General features: G+C 53.6%; 8 protein-coding genes, 11 tRNA genes and 1 rRNA gene. All 20 read left to right on the forward strand.

What is annotated here, in order from left to right:
• Window positions 1-94: ribosomal RNA gene (locus tag BCM02_RS34870) — 23S ribosomal RNA — on the forward strand; the annotation flags it as partial.
• Between the two features lie 88 nt (window positions 95-182).
• Window positions 183-258: transfer RNA gene (locus tag BCM02_RS34875), tRNA-Asn, on the forward strand.
• A 5-nt stretch (window positions 259-263) separates the two neighbouring features.
• Window positions 264-339: transfer RNA gene (locus BCM02_RS34880), tRNA-Thr, on the forward strand.
• Window positions 340-347: 8 nt separating this feature from the next.
• Window positions 348-422: transfer RNA gene (locus tag BCM02_RS34885), tRNA-Glu, on the forward strand.
• A gap of 7 nt (window positions 423-429) precedes the next feature.
• A tRNA-Val gene (locus tag BCM02_RS34890) sits at window positions 430-505 on the forward strand.
• 5 nt (window positions 506-510) lie between these two features.
• Window positions 511-585, forward strand: a tRNA-Gln gene (locus tag BCM02_RS34895).
• A gap of 9 nt (window positions 586-594) precedes the next feature.
• Window positions 595-670: transfer RNA gene (locus BCM02_RS34900), tRNA-Lys, on the forward strand.
• 27 nt (window positions 671-697) lie between these two features.
• Window positions 698-777: transfer RNA gene (locus tag BCM02_RS34905), tRNA-Leu, on the forward strand.
• Window positions 778-1,209: 432 nt separating this feature from the next.
• Window positions 1,210-2,064 (forward strand): ABC transporter ATP-binding protein, encoded by an 855-nt coding sequence (locus BCM02_RS34910; RefSeq protein ID WP_148933731.1) that lies wholly within the window; start codon window positions 1,210-1,212, stop codon window positions 2,062-2,064.
• A gap of 172 nt (window positions 2,065-2,236) precedes the next feature.
• A tRNA-Gly gene (locus BCM02_RS34915) sits at window positions 2,237-2,311 on the forward strand.
• Between the two features lie 6 nt (window positions 2,312-2,317).
• Window positions 2,318-2,394, forward strand: a tRNA-Arg gene (locus BCM02_RS34920).
• A gap of 8 nt (window positions 2,395-2,402) precedes the next feature.
• Window positions 2,403-2,479, forward strand: a tRNA-Pro gene (locus BCM02_RS34925).
• A 15-nt stretch (window positions 2,480-2,494) separates the two neighbouring features.
• A tRNA-Gly gene (locus tag BCM02_RS34930) sits at window positions 2,495-2,568 on the forward strand.
• A gap of 268 nt (window positions 2,569-2,836) precedes the next feature.
• Entirely contained in the window at window positions 2,837-5,635 is a 2,799-nt protein-coding gene (gene ppc / locus BCM02_RS34935; RefSeq protein ID WP_148933732.1) for a phosphoenolpyruvate carboxylase, read from the forward strand.
• A 436-nt stretch (window positions 5,636-6,071) separates the two neighbouring features.
• Complete coding sequence (gene sigW, locus BCM02_RS34940; protein ID WP_148933733.1) at window positions 6,072-6,641, forward strand: RNA polymerase sigma factor SigW; 570 nt, start codon at window positions 6,072-6,074, stop codon at window positions 6,639-6,641.
• 125 nt (window positions 6,642-6,766) lie between these two features.
• Window positions 6,767-7,402 carry a zf-HC2 domain-containing protein gene (locus BCM02_RS34945; protein ID WP_148933734.1) on the forward strand — a complete coding sequence of 212 codons (636 nt, stop codon included), beginning with the start codon at window positions 6,767-6,769 and terminating at the stop codon, window positions 7,400-7,402.
• Window positions 7,403-7,540: 138 nt separating this feature from the next.
• Window positions 7,541-8,383, forward strand: coding sequence for a diadenylate cyclase CdaA (gene cdaA, locus BCM02_RS34950; protein ID WP_148933735.1), 843 nt, complete (start codon window positions 7,541-7,543; stop codon window positions 8,381-8,383).
• Entirely contained in the window at window positions 8,376-9,815 is a 1,440-nt protein-coding gene (locus BCM02_RS34955) for a CdaR family protein (RefSeq protein WP_148933736.1), read from the forward strand. Before cdaA ends, BCM02_RS34955 begins: the two co-directional genes overlap by 8 nt.
• A gap of 77 nt (window positions 9,816-9,892) precedes the next feature.
• Complete coding sequence (gene glmM, locus BCM02_RS34960; RefSeq protein WP_148933737.1) at window positions 9,893-11,239, forward strand: phosphoglucosamine mutase; 1,347 nt, start codon at window positions 9,893-9,895, stop codon at window positions 11,237-11,239.
• Window positions 11,240-12,777: 1,538 nt separating this feature from the next.
• Window positions 12,778-14,610, forward strand: a complete 1,833-nt coding sequence (gene glmS, locus BCM02_RS34965) for a glutamine--fructose-6-phosphate transaminase (isomerizing) (RefSeq protein WP_148933738.1) — start codon at window positions 12,778-12,780, stop codon at window positions 14,608-14,610.
• Window positions 14,611-16,306 lie beyond the last annotated feature (1,696 nt).

The raw sequence follows: 16,306 nt of genomic DNA on the forward strand, positions 1-16,306 counted from the left end.
AGACCCCTGGAAGACGACCAGGTTGATAGGTTCGAGGTGGAAGCGCAGCAATGCGTGCAGCTGACGAATACTAATCGGTCGAGGGCTTATCCTAACGTTTAAGTTCGCAAGAGCTTAAACAAAACACAGCTAAAGTGTTGAGTTTCGTATCCAGTTTTCAGGGTGTAATAACACCTGAATGTTCCCTGATAGCTCAGTTGGTAGAGCACTCGACTGTTAATCGAGTTGTCACAGGTTCGAGTCCTGTTCGGGGAGCCATTTTTGCTCTCATAGCTCAGTAGGTAGAGTGCATCCATGGTAAGGATGAGGTCACCGGTTCGATCCCGGTTGAGAGCTCCAGTTTTTTAGGCCCGTTGGTCAAGGGGTTAAGACACCTCCCTTTCACGGAGGTAACAGGGGTTCGAATCCCCTACGGGTCACCAACCATATGGAGGCTTAGCTCAGCTGGGAGAGCATCTGCCTTACAAGCAGAGGGTCGGCGGTTCGATCCCGTCAGCCTCCACCACTTATTGGGGATTAGCCAAGCGGTAAGGCAACGGACTTTGACTCCGTCATGCCAAGGTTCGAATCCTTGATCCCCAGCCATTTTAATACGAGCCATTAGCTCAGTTGGTAGAGCACCTGACTTTTAATCAGGGTGTCGTAGGTTCGAGTCCTACATGGCTCACCATCTTTTCTGAAGATGGTATCATAATGCGCGCGTATGGCGGAATTGGCAGACGCACCAGACTTAGGATCTGGCGGGCGACCGTGGGGGTTCAAGTCCCTCTACGCGCATTAGGAAGAAAGCTCTTGCATAGCAAGGGCTTTTTGTTTTGTGGTGCAAACTGAGCTGCTAGAAGCGAACCCGGATTGTCCTTGCTACAGGTACAGACCGGCGGATGTTATGGGGTTTTGCCGTGGGGGTTGCATCAATGACATACCAATGACATACTAAGCAGCAACTAAAGTGTTCGATTCGGCCAATGTTTCTTTGACAAGATAAGGAATCTCTGAAGTTTGTTCTATTGACCATTTATTGTGCTAATCATGAACCGGATGAGTGGAACGAATTATGGGAATTGTGGATTAAACATTGACGAATTGACTGAGAATCGTTATCATAATAATTAGTGAGAATACTTATCATTATCAATTTGCATCTGTTCATTAATATATAGCGATTTATAAGCTTCACGTACGGGGACAATGAAGGGAGAAGGATGCATTGTGATTCGTTTAACGACATCGGGACTTAACATTGCTTATGAAGAACGTCTGATCGTTGAGGATTTGAATATTGCCATTCCACAAGGCAAAATTACGGCGTTAGTTGGCGCAAACGGGTCGGGTAAGTCGACGATCCTGAAGACGATGGCGCGGATTATGTCGCCAGCCGCCGGCGCGGTCATGCTGGATGGCAAATCGATTCATAAGCAATCGACCCGTGAAGTGGCGAAGCAGCTGGCGATCTTGCCTCAGAATCCGACGGCACCGGACGGACTTACCGTCTCCGAACTCGTATCGTATGGCCGTTTCCCATACCAGAAGGGCTTTGGTTCGCTTTCGAAAGATGATCGGGCAATCATCAAGTGGGCGGTAGATGCGACGCGGATGACGGAATTCTCCGATCGCCCCATCGATCAGCTTTCGGGCGGTCAGCGTCAACGGGCTTGGATCGCGATGGCGCTTGCGCAGCAGACGGATATCCTGTTCCTAGATGAACCGACGACATTCCTGGACATGGCGCATCAGCTTGAGGTTCTGGAGCTGCTCCAAGAGCTCAATCTGACCGCTAACCGTACGATCGTCATGGTTGTCCATGATTTGAACCATGCTTCCCGTTATGCGCATCATATGATTGCGATCAAGAAGGGCAAGGTGGCTGGGGAGGGATCGCCGGTGGAAGTCATGACGCCGGACATTCTACGCGAAGTCTTCTCAATCGAAGCGGATATTTTGGTTGATCCTCGTTCCGGCGTTCCACTCTGCTTGCCATATGCGCTTGCTGGATCGAATGCTCCATTACCGCAAAAGAAACAAGCGGACGAATCGGTTCCAATGCGTGCAGCCGTATCCGTCTAACGGCCGTATACGACTACCCGATAACTTCCCCTTTTCCTAGTCGATATTGCTTCATAGCGATACCGTGGCCGTCAAGCCGCGGTATCTTTTTTTGAATTTAGGTCTTGCATTTGCCCTCAGAGGGTGATATATTATTACTTGTCGCTGCGAAATATTGCGATGAATTAAGTATGCGGAAGTGGCTCAGCGGTAGAGCATCGCCTTGCCAAGGCGAGGGTCGCGGGTTCGATTCCCGTCTTCCGCTCCATAATACGCGCCCTTAGCTCAGCTGGATAGAGCGTTTGACTACGAATCAAAAGGCCGGGAGTTCGAATCTCTCAGGGCGCGCCATTTTATTACGGGATGTAGCTCAGCTTGGTAGAGCACCTGGTTTGGGACCAGGGGGTCGCATGTTCGAATCGTGTCATCCCGACCATTTTTAATCATTATTGCGGGTGTAGTTCAATGGTAGAACTCCAGCCTTCCAAGCTGGTAGCGTGGGTTCGATTCCCATCACCCGCTCCATACATAAATGATAAGAGCCTTGGATTCCAAGGCTTTTTTTGCGTTTATAAATTAGGTAGGGTTTAACCCGGGTATTGGCAAACTTATCAGGGTGGAATACCCATAAAAAAGCTTCAACGGGCCATTATTTTGTAGTATGATGTAGAAAGTGAAAAATTGACTGCTGGGACATCCCTGACACTGCACAAGAAGCGGATTGCCGCAAGCCGTGCTTTCGCTCGTACATGGAAACCGTCACTGCCAAGGCAAATCCTGAGGAGGATCATCAATGTCGGAACAGGCGTCATCTATGTTAACGGCAAATCGGCCGCATTCGAACAACCTGCTGCGCCGAGATGTACGTTTTCTGGGGAATATTTTGGGTGATGTGCTCGTGCACCAAGGCGGGCGTGAATTACTCGATATCGTAGAGAAAATCCGCGAAATGAGCAAAGCGCTGCGCGCGGAGTTTATCCCGGAGCTTTTTGCAGAATTTAAGCAGGTCATCAACAACTTGGACCCGGAGATTCGTCACCAGGTGATTCGGGCGTTCGCGATTTATTTCCAATTAGTGAATATCGCGGAACAGAACCACCGGGTACGCCGCAAGCGAGACTATGAACGTTCTGCCGGAGAGACCGTTCAACCGGGCTCAATCGAAAGCGCGATTCAAGTGTTGAAGGAACAGGGAATCGCGATTGAAGACGTGAAGTCGATGCTCGGCGAAATTTCGCTCGAGCTCGTTATGACCGCGCATCCAACGGAAGCAACGCGCCGCGCGGTATTGGACATTCACCAGCGCATCGCGCACGATATGATGGAATTGGATAATCCGTCGCTTACGTATCGCGAACGCGAGAAACTGCGCGAGAAGCTGATGAACGAAGTGCTTACGCTGTGGCAGACCGACGAGCTTCGCGGCCGGAAGCCAACGGTCATTGACGAAGTTCGCAACGGCATGTACTTCTTCGACGAGACGCTGTTCGAAGTACTTCCGAATGTATATGAAGAACTGGAACGCTGTCTCGCCAAATACTATCCGGGCGAGAGCTGGCATGTGCCAACCTACTTGCGATTCGGTTCTTGGATCGGCGGCGACCGCGACGGCAACCCTTCGGTAACGGCGAAGGTTACTTGGGAGACGTTAACGCTTCAACGAGGTCTCGTGTTAAAGAAGTACGAAGAGCTACTCAAGAATCTGATGGGATTGCTTAGCTTCAGCACCAATCTCGTCGAAGTATCCGAAGAGCTCGTAGAGTCGATCAAACGCGACCGCGAAGTCGTGGAGCTTCATAACGTCGATATTTGGCGCAACGACAATGAGCCGTATCGCATCAAGCTCGGCTATATGCTGGAGAAGCTTGCGAATACGCAAAATAACGGTGCGAAAAATCAGCGCTACAACAGTCCGGATGAGTTGATGGCGGACCTGCTTGTAATCGACAACAGCTTGCGTCACCATTACGCTAACTATGTCGCGGATACGCATATCCGTAAAATAATACGTCAAGTGGAGCTGTTTGGTTTCTATCTCGCCGCGCTCGACGTGCGTCAGCACAGCAAAGAGCACGAGAACGCGATGGCCGAAATTTTGAAGCATATGAGCATCGTTGACGATTATGCGACGCTGGGCGAACAAGAGAAGATCGAGCTGCTGTATAAGCTGTTGACGGATCCTCGGCCGCTCACAAGCCCGCATTTTGAATACAGTGAATCGACGCGCGAGTGTCTGGACGTCTACCATACGATCTACCGTGCGCAGCAGGAGTTTGGCCGCAATTGCATCCACAGCTACCTGATCAGCATGACGCAAGGCGCGAGCGATATGCTCGAGGTAATGGTGTTCGCGAAGGAAGTCGGCCTGTTCCGCATCGAGGCGGGCGGCAAGGTGCGCAGCACGATCCAATCCGTGCCGCTGTTCGAAACCATCGACGATCTGCACGCTGCTCCGGGCATTATGGAGACCTTATTCAATTTGCCGGTGTACCGTCAAGCGGTGGAAGCGATGGGCAACCTGCACGAGATTATGCTCGGTTACTCGGATAGCAATAAAGACGGCGGAGCGGTAACGGCGAACTGGGAGCTGCGCGTCGCGCTCAATACGATTACGAGCACCGCGAAGAAACATAACGTAAAGCTGAAGTTCTTCCACGGCCGCGGCGGTGCGCTTGGCCGCGGTGGTATGCCGCTGAACCGGAGTATTCTGGCGCAGCCCCCGCATACGATCGGCGGAGGCATTAAGATTACGGAGCAGGGCGAAGTGCTCTCTTCCCGTTACTCGATGCAAGGCATTGCTTACCGGAGTCTGGAGCAAGCGACATGGGCGCTCATTACGGCAGCTCGTCTTGCGAAATATCCGGAACAGCAGGTTGCAGACGTAGCGGAGTGGGATGAAATCTCGAAAGGGATTTCGGAAGCGGCGCAGACCAAATACCAGGATTTAATTTTCCGCGATCCTGATTTCATGACGTACTTCAAGGAATCGACGCCGCTGCCGGAAGTCGGCGAGCTGAATATCGGCTCTCGTCCATCGAAGCGGAAGAACAGCGATCGATTCGAAGACCTGCGCGCCATTCCTTGGGTGTTCGCGTGGACGCAAAGCCGTTACTTGCTGCCGGCGTGGTATGCGGCGGGCACGGCGCTTGAAGGCTACGTGCAAGGCGACGCGGCTCGTCTCGAGACGCTCCGTACAATGTATGCGAAATTCCCGTTCTTCACGTCGCTCATCGATAACCTGCAGATGGCGCTCGCGAAGGCGGATCTCAATATCGCGAAAGAGTATGCGAGCATGATTAATGACGATCAAGTACGCGGACGGATTTTCACGCTGATCGAAGAGGAATACGCGCGTACGTCGTCGCTTATTCTCGAGATTACCGGCCAGGCTGATATTCTGGATAACGTTCCGGTTATTCAAGAATCGATCCGGCTGCGTAACCCATACGTCGATCCGCTTAGCTACATGCAGGTTCAACTGCTGACCGAGCTGCGGGCGCTTCGCGATAAGGGCGAAGACGCTCCGGAATTGCTGCGCGAAGTGCTGCTTACGATTAACGGCATAGCGGCGGGGCTTCGGAATACGGGCTAATACGCCAATCATACCGATAGGCCGGGTGGCCGGACGGCAAGAACGTCCGATCACCCGGTTTTTTTAACATATAGGGAAGTATAAGCTTCACATCTATACAACGGTCCCTCTATGTCTCCGGAATGAAACGCGCATCGCCGCAAAAGACGGCGAAGCCGTTTCACCTGATTCGCGAGCGAAAGCCCGGACGCGGTCGGTTAAGCTGTTCGGCAGATAAAACGGTCGGTTACGTGTTGCATTTTTAGTTCATTTGGATTACCATTTTGCTGGATGGCATGTAAATGCCGAATTCGGCCAAAGTCAATGGGAACTAGCCGGTTGTCATGGCAAGCATCCCAACTGGATGGGCGTTAATTGCGTCGAACGGGCGGGGAATGGCATTGCCGGACTGTCGCGACACGCACGTGAAGCGAAAGTCAGCATACGTGGAGGAGAAATGGTGAAATCACTGGAAGCGCGTCTAGCGCGATTGGCGTTAAAAGGCGATCAGAGCGCTTTTGCCGAGATCGTGAGTTTATATCAGGACAAATTGTATCATATGGCATACCGGATGCTGTACAACCGTCAGGAAGCAGAGGACGTCGTACAGGATACGTTCCTTCGCGTATACAAAAATTTGGACCGGTACGACGACACGATGAAATTCTCGACGTGGATCTACCGGATCGCGACCAATCTGTGCATCGACCGTCTGCGCAAAAGAAAACCAAGCTATTCGCTCGACGCGGAATCCTCCGAGCACGAGGGGCTGGACGGCTATTCGATGATTCCGAGCGACAATCGGACGCCGGAGAGCGAGACGCTGTTGTCCGAGACGCAGCGTATCATTCACCAGGCAATCGAGACGTTGCCGGCCAAATATAAGAGCGTCATGGTGCTGCGTTACTTGCAGGATATGTCGCTGCAAGAGATCGGCGACGTGCTGGATATGCCGGTAACGACGATCAAGACGCGCGTTCACCGAGGCCGGGAGTTTCTGCGCAAGAAGCTCGAGCATAAGCTTTAGAGGGCAAATGAAAAAACGAAACCGTCCCTGGCCAAGGCACGTATCGTATACAAGCAACACGATTGTAAATCGCGTCCGCGGTAAGGCCGCGGGTTTCATCTAAGACGAAGAAAGGAATGGCTGCTATGAACTGCAACGTCGCCATCGTATGGATGCATGATTATTTAGACGGCGAACTGCCTCGCGATGATATGGCGGCTTTGAAGACGCATCTCATTGCATGCCCATCCTGCCGCTCGCGTTTCGAACAGCTGCAGCAGACCGAAGCAATGGCTTTCGGGATGGTCGGATCCGGCATGGATGCGGTATTGGACGAGAAGCAATCGGCGCTGCTCACCGAACGGATCATGAGCCAGCTGCCGGCGAAACGGGCCGGCAAGCCGAACGCTTTCGCGGCCTGGATCCGCAAGCACCCGGCCGTAACGGTCGCGGCGGTATTCGCTTTCGTCATGCTGGGGAGTTTCACGACCATGTGGGAACAGAATACGCAGCTGTCGGTCAGCGGCACCGATCTGGCGCAAGTCGTCATCGAAGGCAATACGGTTACGATTCCGGAAGGGGCTCGCGTGAAAGGCGACCTGACGATCGAGAACGGCAAAGCGAACGTGCTCGGGGACGTGGACGGGAACGTCACGGTCATCGACGGACAGCTTTACCAGGCATCGACCGCGCATATCGCGGGACAAACAAAAGAAATCGATCAGGCGCTGGACTGGTTCTGGTATAAAGTGACACAATCGATCAGCAAACTCGCGTACTGATCGGAGGCCTCCCTTTAAGGGAGGTTTTTTTGTGAAAATAAAGGATTTGCAACCCCGTTTCTAGAAGACAATAAAGTTAAGAATTCCAAAAACACGCTGATCGAAAACCAATGCAATCGGTCGTCCGGGGGTCGTCGCATGAGCTATTTTGCCGATTTGACATGGAATGAATGGATTAAGGATATAATCGACGTCGCCATTGTCAGTTACATTATCTATAAATTGATTTTGCTCGTCCGCGGCACGAAAGCCGTCCAGCTATTGAAGGGGATCTTCGTGCTCGTCGGGACATGGGCGATCAGCACGTGGTTCAACCTCTATACGCTCAAGTGGCTGATGAACCAGATGTTCACCTTCGGCGTCGTGACGGTGCTGATTATTTTCCAACCGGAATTGCGGCGCGCGCTCGAACAGCTGGGGCGCGGCAAATTGTTCAGCCGCACGTCGGTGGTGGAGCGGGACGTCAGCGACCGGATCAATGAGATTATTAAGGCGATCCAGTATTTGGCGAAGCGGAAGATCGGAGCGCTCATCGTGTTCGAACGGAGCACGGGATTGAACGATTACATCGAATCCGGCATTCAGATGGAGTCGCTCACGAGCTCGGAGCTGCTCATTAACCTTTTCATCCCGAATACGCCTCTGCACGACGGCGCGGTTATTATCCGGGGCAACCAGATCATGGCCGCTGGCTGTTATCTGCCGCTCTCGGAGAATCCGTTCATCAGCAAGGAGCTGGGGACGCGGCATCGCGCGGGCATCGGCATTACGGAAGTGTGCGACGCCGTGTCCGTCATCGTATCGGAGGAAACCGGACAAGTATCGCTCGCCGTAGGCGGCATGATCGTTCGGGACATTAAAGAAGAATCGCTCATCTCGAAGCTGTTCGAAGAACTCAATCCGAACGTGAAGGATAAGCAGCCGCTGTCGTCCAAAACGCCGTTCTGGCGGAGATGGAGAGGGGGCGGCCAAGATGGATAAGTGGCTCAGTCATCCGACCGCGATCAAGATCATCTCGCTCGTCATCGGAGTGCTGCTGTTCGCGGTCGTCCATTTCGATTCGGAGCGGTCGCCGAGCACGGTGGCCGAGCTGACGGCTTCGGAAGAGTATGATATTAACGTCGAATTCACCGGTCTTGGCGAAAACTATGCGCTTCGCGGCATGGATCCGGCGACGGTCCGCGTCAAGCTGAGGGGAACGCGCCTTGATTTGATGGAGGCCGCTCGGGACACGAAGGCCGTCATCGACTTGGCGGGAATCGAAGCGGGCGTGCACGATGTGCCCGTGACGATCACGAAACCGGGCACCGTGGAATTAACGAGTTTTACGCCGAGCAACGTCTCGGTTCAAATCGAGCCGCTCGTTACCAAGAGCTTCACGGTCGATCTGAAGACGGACGGCACGCCGGCGCAAGGGTATAAGACGGGCGTTCCCGTTCTGACGCCGGGCGAGGTGTCGGTGACGCTGCCCGAGGACCGGATGGATGAGGTCGGATTCGTCGGCATCGTCGTCTCGATTCAGGACGCGGACGAGAACATCACCGAGAAGAAATCGGCGATCGTGGTGCTCAACAAGGCGGGAGAGGAAATAACGGAAGCGGTCATCGAACCGGAGACCGTGGAGGTGCAAATCCCCGTCTCGCTGCCGTCCAAGAGCGTGCCCATCTCGTTCGATTATACGGGAAGCGCGCCCGATGGATTTGCCGTTGCCGCCGTCCAGTCGGAAGTAGAGCGCATCACCATCTATGGTCCTCAGGAGCAGCTGGACAAAATCAGCACGTATCCGTCCGTTAACGTCGACCTGTCCAAACAAGCCGAGACGGGCGAGCTGGCGGTTACGATTCCTCTCGCCGAAGGCATTGCGGCGGTTAGTCCGGCGAAAGTGAACGTGAGCGTCACGTACGCCACGACGGAAACGAAAATCATCCCGCAGGTGCCGGTCACGATCAGCGGATTGGGCAGCGGACTCAAAGCTCAATTGTCGGGTGCAGGCAGCGTGGATATTACGATAAGCGGGGCGCCGAACGTACTGGCATCCCTCGGCGTCGCCAATGTGGAACTCGTGGCGGATTTGACGGGGCTTGGAGTCGGCAATCATGCCGTGCTGCTGCGCGCGGAGCTGCCGCGATTCGTGGCGCTCTCCGGCAGCGGCGGACAAGTTACGGTCGCGATTACCGACGGTACGACCGAAGAGCCGGCGACGAAGAGCGGTAACGATGAGCCAACTTCCGGCAATGGCGAGGACGGCAGCGCCGGAGACGGAACGACGACGCCGAACGGGAATGGCGACAGCACGGCGCCGAATGCCGAAGGCGAAGGAGACGCGAACGGGATGGTGGATAGCGGCGGGAACGCGGCCGACCCAAGCGAACCGATCGCGGATCAGCAAGCGGGATCGGAAGAAAGCGAATAGATGGGTGACAAATGACGACTGGCGTCGTATCATAACGAATACACATCAGATTACTGACAAAGGGGTTAGACGGCACAATGGGGAAATATTTCGGAACAGATGGGGTCCGCGGCGTCGCGAATCGGGAGCTGACACCGGAGCTGGCTTATAAAATCGGCCGCTGCGGCGGATACGTATTAGCGGGGCAAGCGGAGAAGCCGAAGGTGGTCATCGGCCTCGATACGCGGATTTCAGGTCCGATGCTGGAGGCGGCGCTGACGGCCGGCCTGCTGTCGATCGGCGCGAGCGTCATCCGCATCGGCGTCGTGTCTACGCCGGCGGTCGCGTATTTGACGCGCGTGCTCGGCGCGGATGCGGGCGTCATGATCTCGGCCTCCCACAATCCGGTTCAAGATAACGGCATTAAATTTTTTGGCGGCGACGGCTATAAGCTGTCCGACGAGACGGAGAACGAGATCGAGCGTCTCATGGACGCGGCAATTGACGAGCTCCCTCGACCGGAAGGCGGCGACATCGGATCGGTCACGGTCGACGAGCATGCGAAGCGGCTTTATCTCGATTTCCTGAAAAAAACGGTAACGCATTCGTTCGCGGGACTAAAAGTCGTGCTGGACTGCGCGAACGGCTCAGCCTACTCGCTGGCGCCCGCGGTGTTCCGCGAGCTTGGCGCGGAAGTCATCACGGTCGGCGCGGAGCCGAACGGTTTGAACATTAACGATGGCGTCGGCTCGACGCATCCGGAATATTTGCGCGAAGAAGTGCTGAAGCACGGCGCCGATCTAGGTCTTTCCTTCGACGGCGACGCGGACCGATTGATCGCGATCGACGAGAACGGCGAAGAAGTCGACGGCGACTTCATCCTATGTATCTGCGGCGACGCCATGAAACGCGAAGGCACGCTGAAGAACGACACGGTCGTCACGACGGTTATGAGCAACATCGGCTTCTTCAAAGCGGCGGAGCGGATCGGCCTGAAGACGGCGCAAACGGCGGTCGGCGATCGTTACGTCATGGAAGAGATGCGCAAAGGCGGCTACAACCTGGGCGGCGAGCAATCCGGCCATGTGATCTTCCTCGACTACAATACGACCGGTGACGGCATTCTGACGGCGCTGCAGCTCGTCAACACGCTCGTGGGCGCTGGCCGCAAGCTGGGCGAGATGAAGACGCTCATGCGCAAATACCCGCAAGTGCTGGTGAACGTGCGCGTTGCGGATAAGAGCCAGTACAAGGACAATGCGGCGATCGCGGCGGCGATTGCCAAAGTCGAGCTAGAGCTGGGCGACAACGGCCGCGTGCTTGTTCGTCCATCCGGTACGGAATCGCTCATTCGCGTCATGGCGGAGGGGCCGGAGAAGGACCAAGTGGAAGCGTACGTGGCGGCGATTGCCGACACGGTTCGCACGGCGCTCGGCAACGTATAAGAGGCGCTGACGCGTCTACGAACTGCAAGAACGAAGGACAGCGCCCCCGAGCGATCGGGAGGCGTTGTTTGCGTTGCGGGCGGACAGGGGGAGCGGGGGTAATGCTGTCAGGTTAAGGAAAAACGTCCACTGAAGCCACCCGTTGGCCTATAGTTGACAGGCTTGTGTCTTAGGACTGAGTTTCAACACCCGCTGAAGCTTTGTCCGCTAGGACAAAAGCGTGCCAGCTCGAAGCAATCCGCCGATCGCGAACAAAGGTGCAAGCACGAAAAAGGGAGTCCAGAGGGCAAAGCCCTTTGGTTCCCCTCGGCGGAGGGGGAAGGGGGAGGCGGTCACAAGTCTCGGGTCAAAGGGGCAGAGCCCCCTTAACCTGACAGCATTGGGAGCGGGGGAACTAGGCTTGCGGGGCAAAGTCCGGAGGTGGACAGAGACACGGAATTGCGACGCTATGAAGGGGGGAGAGGGAGCAATGGAGCACAGTGCAAAGGGGCGGAGGACGAAGAGGGATTGGGGCAGGTATAGAGTAATAGAGCAAAGTGGCATAGGAGCAAAGGAGGATGGACATCGGCGGTGCGTTATTGATCCTCAAGCGACATCGGCGTTCGGACTGGGGACAAGAGCCCCTATTTGCGATTGGGAATCTAGGGAATGCCTGGACTTAATAGGGCACATGACTGCACGCAGAGGATTTGCGAGCGCGTCCGTATTAGGTCGGAACGGAAGCGGCCGAATGCAAAGAGAGTGGCGTTTAGCGGGATACGCGAAGGCACAAATGCTTACAGAGGGTAGCGATGGATTACGACGGCGGCTTTTCTCGCGATGAGGCAGGCCTTGGATGGCAGCGCGGCGTCATTTTGACAAGGGAGACAAGGATTGAAAATAATCGTGAAAATTAGCGGTTGCGTACGAGCATCAAAATGAATATGATAGGATATGTATTCCGGAAGGAAAGAGAGGGTAGGAGAAAAGTACCACCAAGCGCCAGAGCTCGCGCGAATGGTCGCCGCTGCCGCAAGCAGGATCAAGGGCAGACGGAAGACGTTCGGCAAGCTGACGAGGTGGAGGTGTTCGAAATATTCGGCGGGGACCTCCCGGTTATGCATTCCAACCGAAAGCGAATTTCGAAAACGAACGGGCGACCGGTCGCACAAAGAAATCGCGGGAATGATTCATAAGCATGTGACCGCAGATTCGCTCGGCAACGGAGGCCGTTCGGGGTCTGCATGGGTTGGCCTTATTTATGTGAATGCTATTCATACCCGGCAGCAAGCGACCTAGAGCGGTTGATTGCTGGCCTGTCCTGTTTCGACTTGAATACGCAGGCTTGTTTCGACGACACGCCGCGTTTAGTTTCTTATTGTCTTTTTCCCGATTGCTTACGATGCCGTCTGTTGCTTGCGGCTGGAGCAATACGGTTACTTGCGAGAACAGACATCCTTGTTAACGTTAGCTAACCCCTATAGCTTAGTCGCCGCATAGTGGCGGAACGCATCCGTAAGAAGCGGGCATTATCCCCTTATACGGAGGTCTGTTTAATTATGTGTGGAATCGTAGGATATATCGGTAAACGCGAATCGCAGGACATTTTGATCGAAGGGCTGAAGAAGCTCGAATACCGTGGATACGACTCGGCCGGCATCGCCGTGTTCACGAATCAAGGTCTGGAAATTCGCAAATCCATTGGCCGTCTGGCGAACCTGGAGGAGAAGCTCGAAGGGCAGCCACTGCACGGATCGGTCGGCATCGGCCATACACGTTGGGCGACGCACGGCAAACCGTCGGACGCGAACTCCCATCCCCACACGGACAATTCGCAGAAATTCTCCGTCGTGCATAACGGCATTATCGAGAACTACATCGAACTGAAAGAAGAGCTGATCGCGAAAGGACGCCGGTTCGTATCGGAGACGGACACGGAGGTCATTTCGCATCTGGTGGCGGAAGAGTATGACGGCGATATCGTCAAAGCAGTACAGCGCGCCGTGAAACGGATGCGCGGCGCGTTCGCGCTCGGCGTCCTGACGGAATACGAGCCGGAGCGTCTCGTGGCGGTACGTTTCGCTAGTCCGCTCGTCATCGGCATCGGTAAAGGCGAAAATTTCATCGGCTCGGACATTCCGGCGATTCTCGAGCACACGCGCGACGTGTACATTTTGAACGATGGCGAAATGGCGGTTCTGACGCAGAACGGCGTCGAACTGATGACGATCGAAGGCGAAATTATTTCCAAGGAAATATTCCATGTCGATTGGGATCTGGTGACGGCGGAAAAAGCCGGATACGATCATTTCATGCTGAAAGAAATCTACGAGCAGCCGAAAGCGTACCGCGATACGATGATGGGCCGCGTGTCGGATGACGGCAAGACGGTTACCCTGAAGGAAATCGGCATGACGACGGAGCAAATCAAGGCGATCCGCAAAGTGCACATCGTCGCTTGCGGCACCGCATTCCACGCCGGCCTGGTCGGCAAAACGATCATCGAGAACCTGGCTCGCATCCCGGTCGAGACGGACGTGGCATCGGAGTATCGCTACCGTTCGCCGATCATCACGCCGGATACGCTCGTCATCGTCGTCAGCCAATCGGGCGAAACGGCGGATACGCTGGCTGCGCTGCGCGAAGCGAAACGCAACGGCGCGCGCGTATTGGCCGTGACGAACGTCGTCGGCAGCTCGGTTGCCCGCGAAGCGGACGATGTCATCATAACGCAAGCCGGTCCTGAGATCGCGGTGGCGTCCACGAAGGCCTACACGTCCCAGTTGATCGCGTTCAGCTTGTTCGGTCTGTATCTGGCGGAAGTGCTCGGCACGAAGGACGGCGCATGGGTTGCTGAAGTGATTGACGCGATGCACCAATTGCCGGAACAAGTCGAAGCGATCCTGGCGCAGGCGAACGTGCTGAAGCAAGTCGCGGAGTCGATCTCGAAGCACGACAACCTGTTCTTCATCGGCCGCGGCGTCGACTTCGCGGTCGCGCAGGAAGGCTCGCTGAAGCTCAAAGAAATTTCGTACATCCACTCCGAAGCGTATGCGGCGGGCGAGCTGAAGCACGGCACGCTGGCGCTGATCGAAGAAGGCATTCCGGTCATCGCGGTCATCACGCAAGAGGACCTGTACGAGAAGACGCTCAGCAACATCAAAGAAGTGAAGGCGCGCGGCGCGCACGTGCTGGCGATCGTCAACGAAGGCATGGAGCACGAAGTAGCCAAATCGGTCGACGAAACGTTCGTCATTCCGAAGACGCTGCAAGTACTGGCTCCGGCGCTGTCGGTCGTGCCGCTCCAGCTGATCGCATACTATGCATCGCTGGCAAGAGGCAACGATGTCGACAAACCGCGCAACCTGGCGAAGAGCGTCACGGTCGAGTAAGGCCGATAAAAGGTTAGCGGAGGATGTCTGGTGATAAAAAAGTGTGGAACCAGTAAAGAAAGTCTGGAACCAGTAAAAGATCTCTGGAACCAGTAAAGAAAGTATGGAACCGATTAAAGAGTCGAGCAGATCTAGGTAGTATACCTAAGATTTGCTCGGCTTTTTATTTTAATGGGGGAAAAGCATGAGGAAGGAAGTGGCGGTTGCTAAGTGAAGCTTATGAGGGGCTAATAATTGGTCCTAGGATGGTTATAAGGTAGGGTTAGGGAAATAACATGATACATTGCTGATTGCCTTCAACAGGGCACGTAAGGGCCTTAAAATTGGGTAGCATGTAAATACATATTTGAAAAGTGGATGCACAAATAATAAAAATGATCTTAAAAGTAGCAACGGCGTCGAGTCAGTAGCGCTTATGAATATAAGCAGAAATTATGCTGGATCGGGTGGCGATTGAGTAAGAAGCACAAGTCCGTGTTTATCTATGCCGCCCACAACGAACCGTCTGTCTTTAGGGCAAGTGCCATAACGAGGAGGCGCAAGCTAACTATTATTCAGACTCAGCCAGTTGTTAGCGGAAATGAATTGTCGAATTAAACAAAGAGGAGTGTGCAGCAAGCCCTTCCTCGTTGTTCAATCTGCTTTACACTCACAGCCCAACCATTCCGCTGCAGTGGGGTCAATTCACTCTCGAGCATAACCCCGGCCTTTCGCTTGTACTCCCCTTGCCGAATTTGAATAAATTCTTTTGCTTTGAGCCTCTTCATCAGCCAAATATTAACTTAACCGTCGGAACTGAATGCTATGCGTTAAATATTATTTCTAACTGTTGAGAGAAGTTTGTAACTGCAGAATATAGATTGTAACTAAGGTTGCTCTGAGGTGTGCTCAGGGCAACCTCTTTCTTTGGGCAGGATAATAGGAGAGATTCATGCTTATTGCAGTCTATATGCCCTTCTGACGTGATTAAAATGAAGAAAGGGGGTCTTCAAGTGATCCATGTTTATGTGTATTGCTGAGCCTTAGAGAGGGGGAAAAGTCCATTTGGAAGTGGGGGTAGGTGGGAAGATAGGGGAATCGTTAAAACAGGCACAACATCGAATTCAAATGATGTCACTCTGAGTAGGTAAAGGATTTATAGTGGTTTGAAAAAAGTCCTTGCTAATAGCATCGAATCGTCACATTGTATTATGGATAATTACAGTATTCGACAAAAAATAGCACTATTTTTACGTGTTATATGTATAATAAGTTCTAGGCCTAAATAAGGGAATATAGTATTTTTTTATGAAATGTTAGTTTTAGTCGGGCCTTATGGCCTGCAACATTCATGATTTCATCCTATTTACTTCTTAGGTCAAACGAGATATGTGATGACAACATAGGAGGGATGTTTAGTCCGATTTTGGAACCAAACACAACAAGGCGACATTCAAGAGAGCAGAGAGAAAGGTAGGTAGTTCTAGATAGCATAGCTATACTGCTGCTATCGTTGGTTTAGTGAGAGATTCTGTTACAACTGAAGAACGACAAATCTATGGGGCTAGTGGGATGTACATAATGCGAATGCAAGAGGAATGGTGGCTGGATGTCAGTAATGTCTATAATGCTACATAGAAACTAGACAGCAAAAAGGAGTATCTTAGTTGTATGAAGCCGACAAGAAGAACGTTTACTCCCGAGGAAAAAGCGCGTC

The sequence above is a fragment of the Paenibacillus methanolicus genome, from assembly GCF_008124765.1.
In the GTDB taxonomy this organism is placed as follows: domain Bacteria; phylum Bacillota; class Bacilli; order Paenibacillales; family Paenibacillaceae; genus Paenibacillus_Z; species Paenibacillus_Z methanolicus.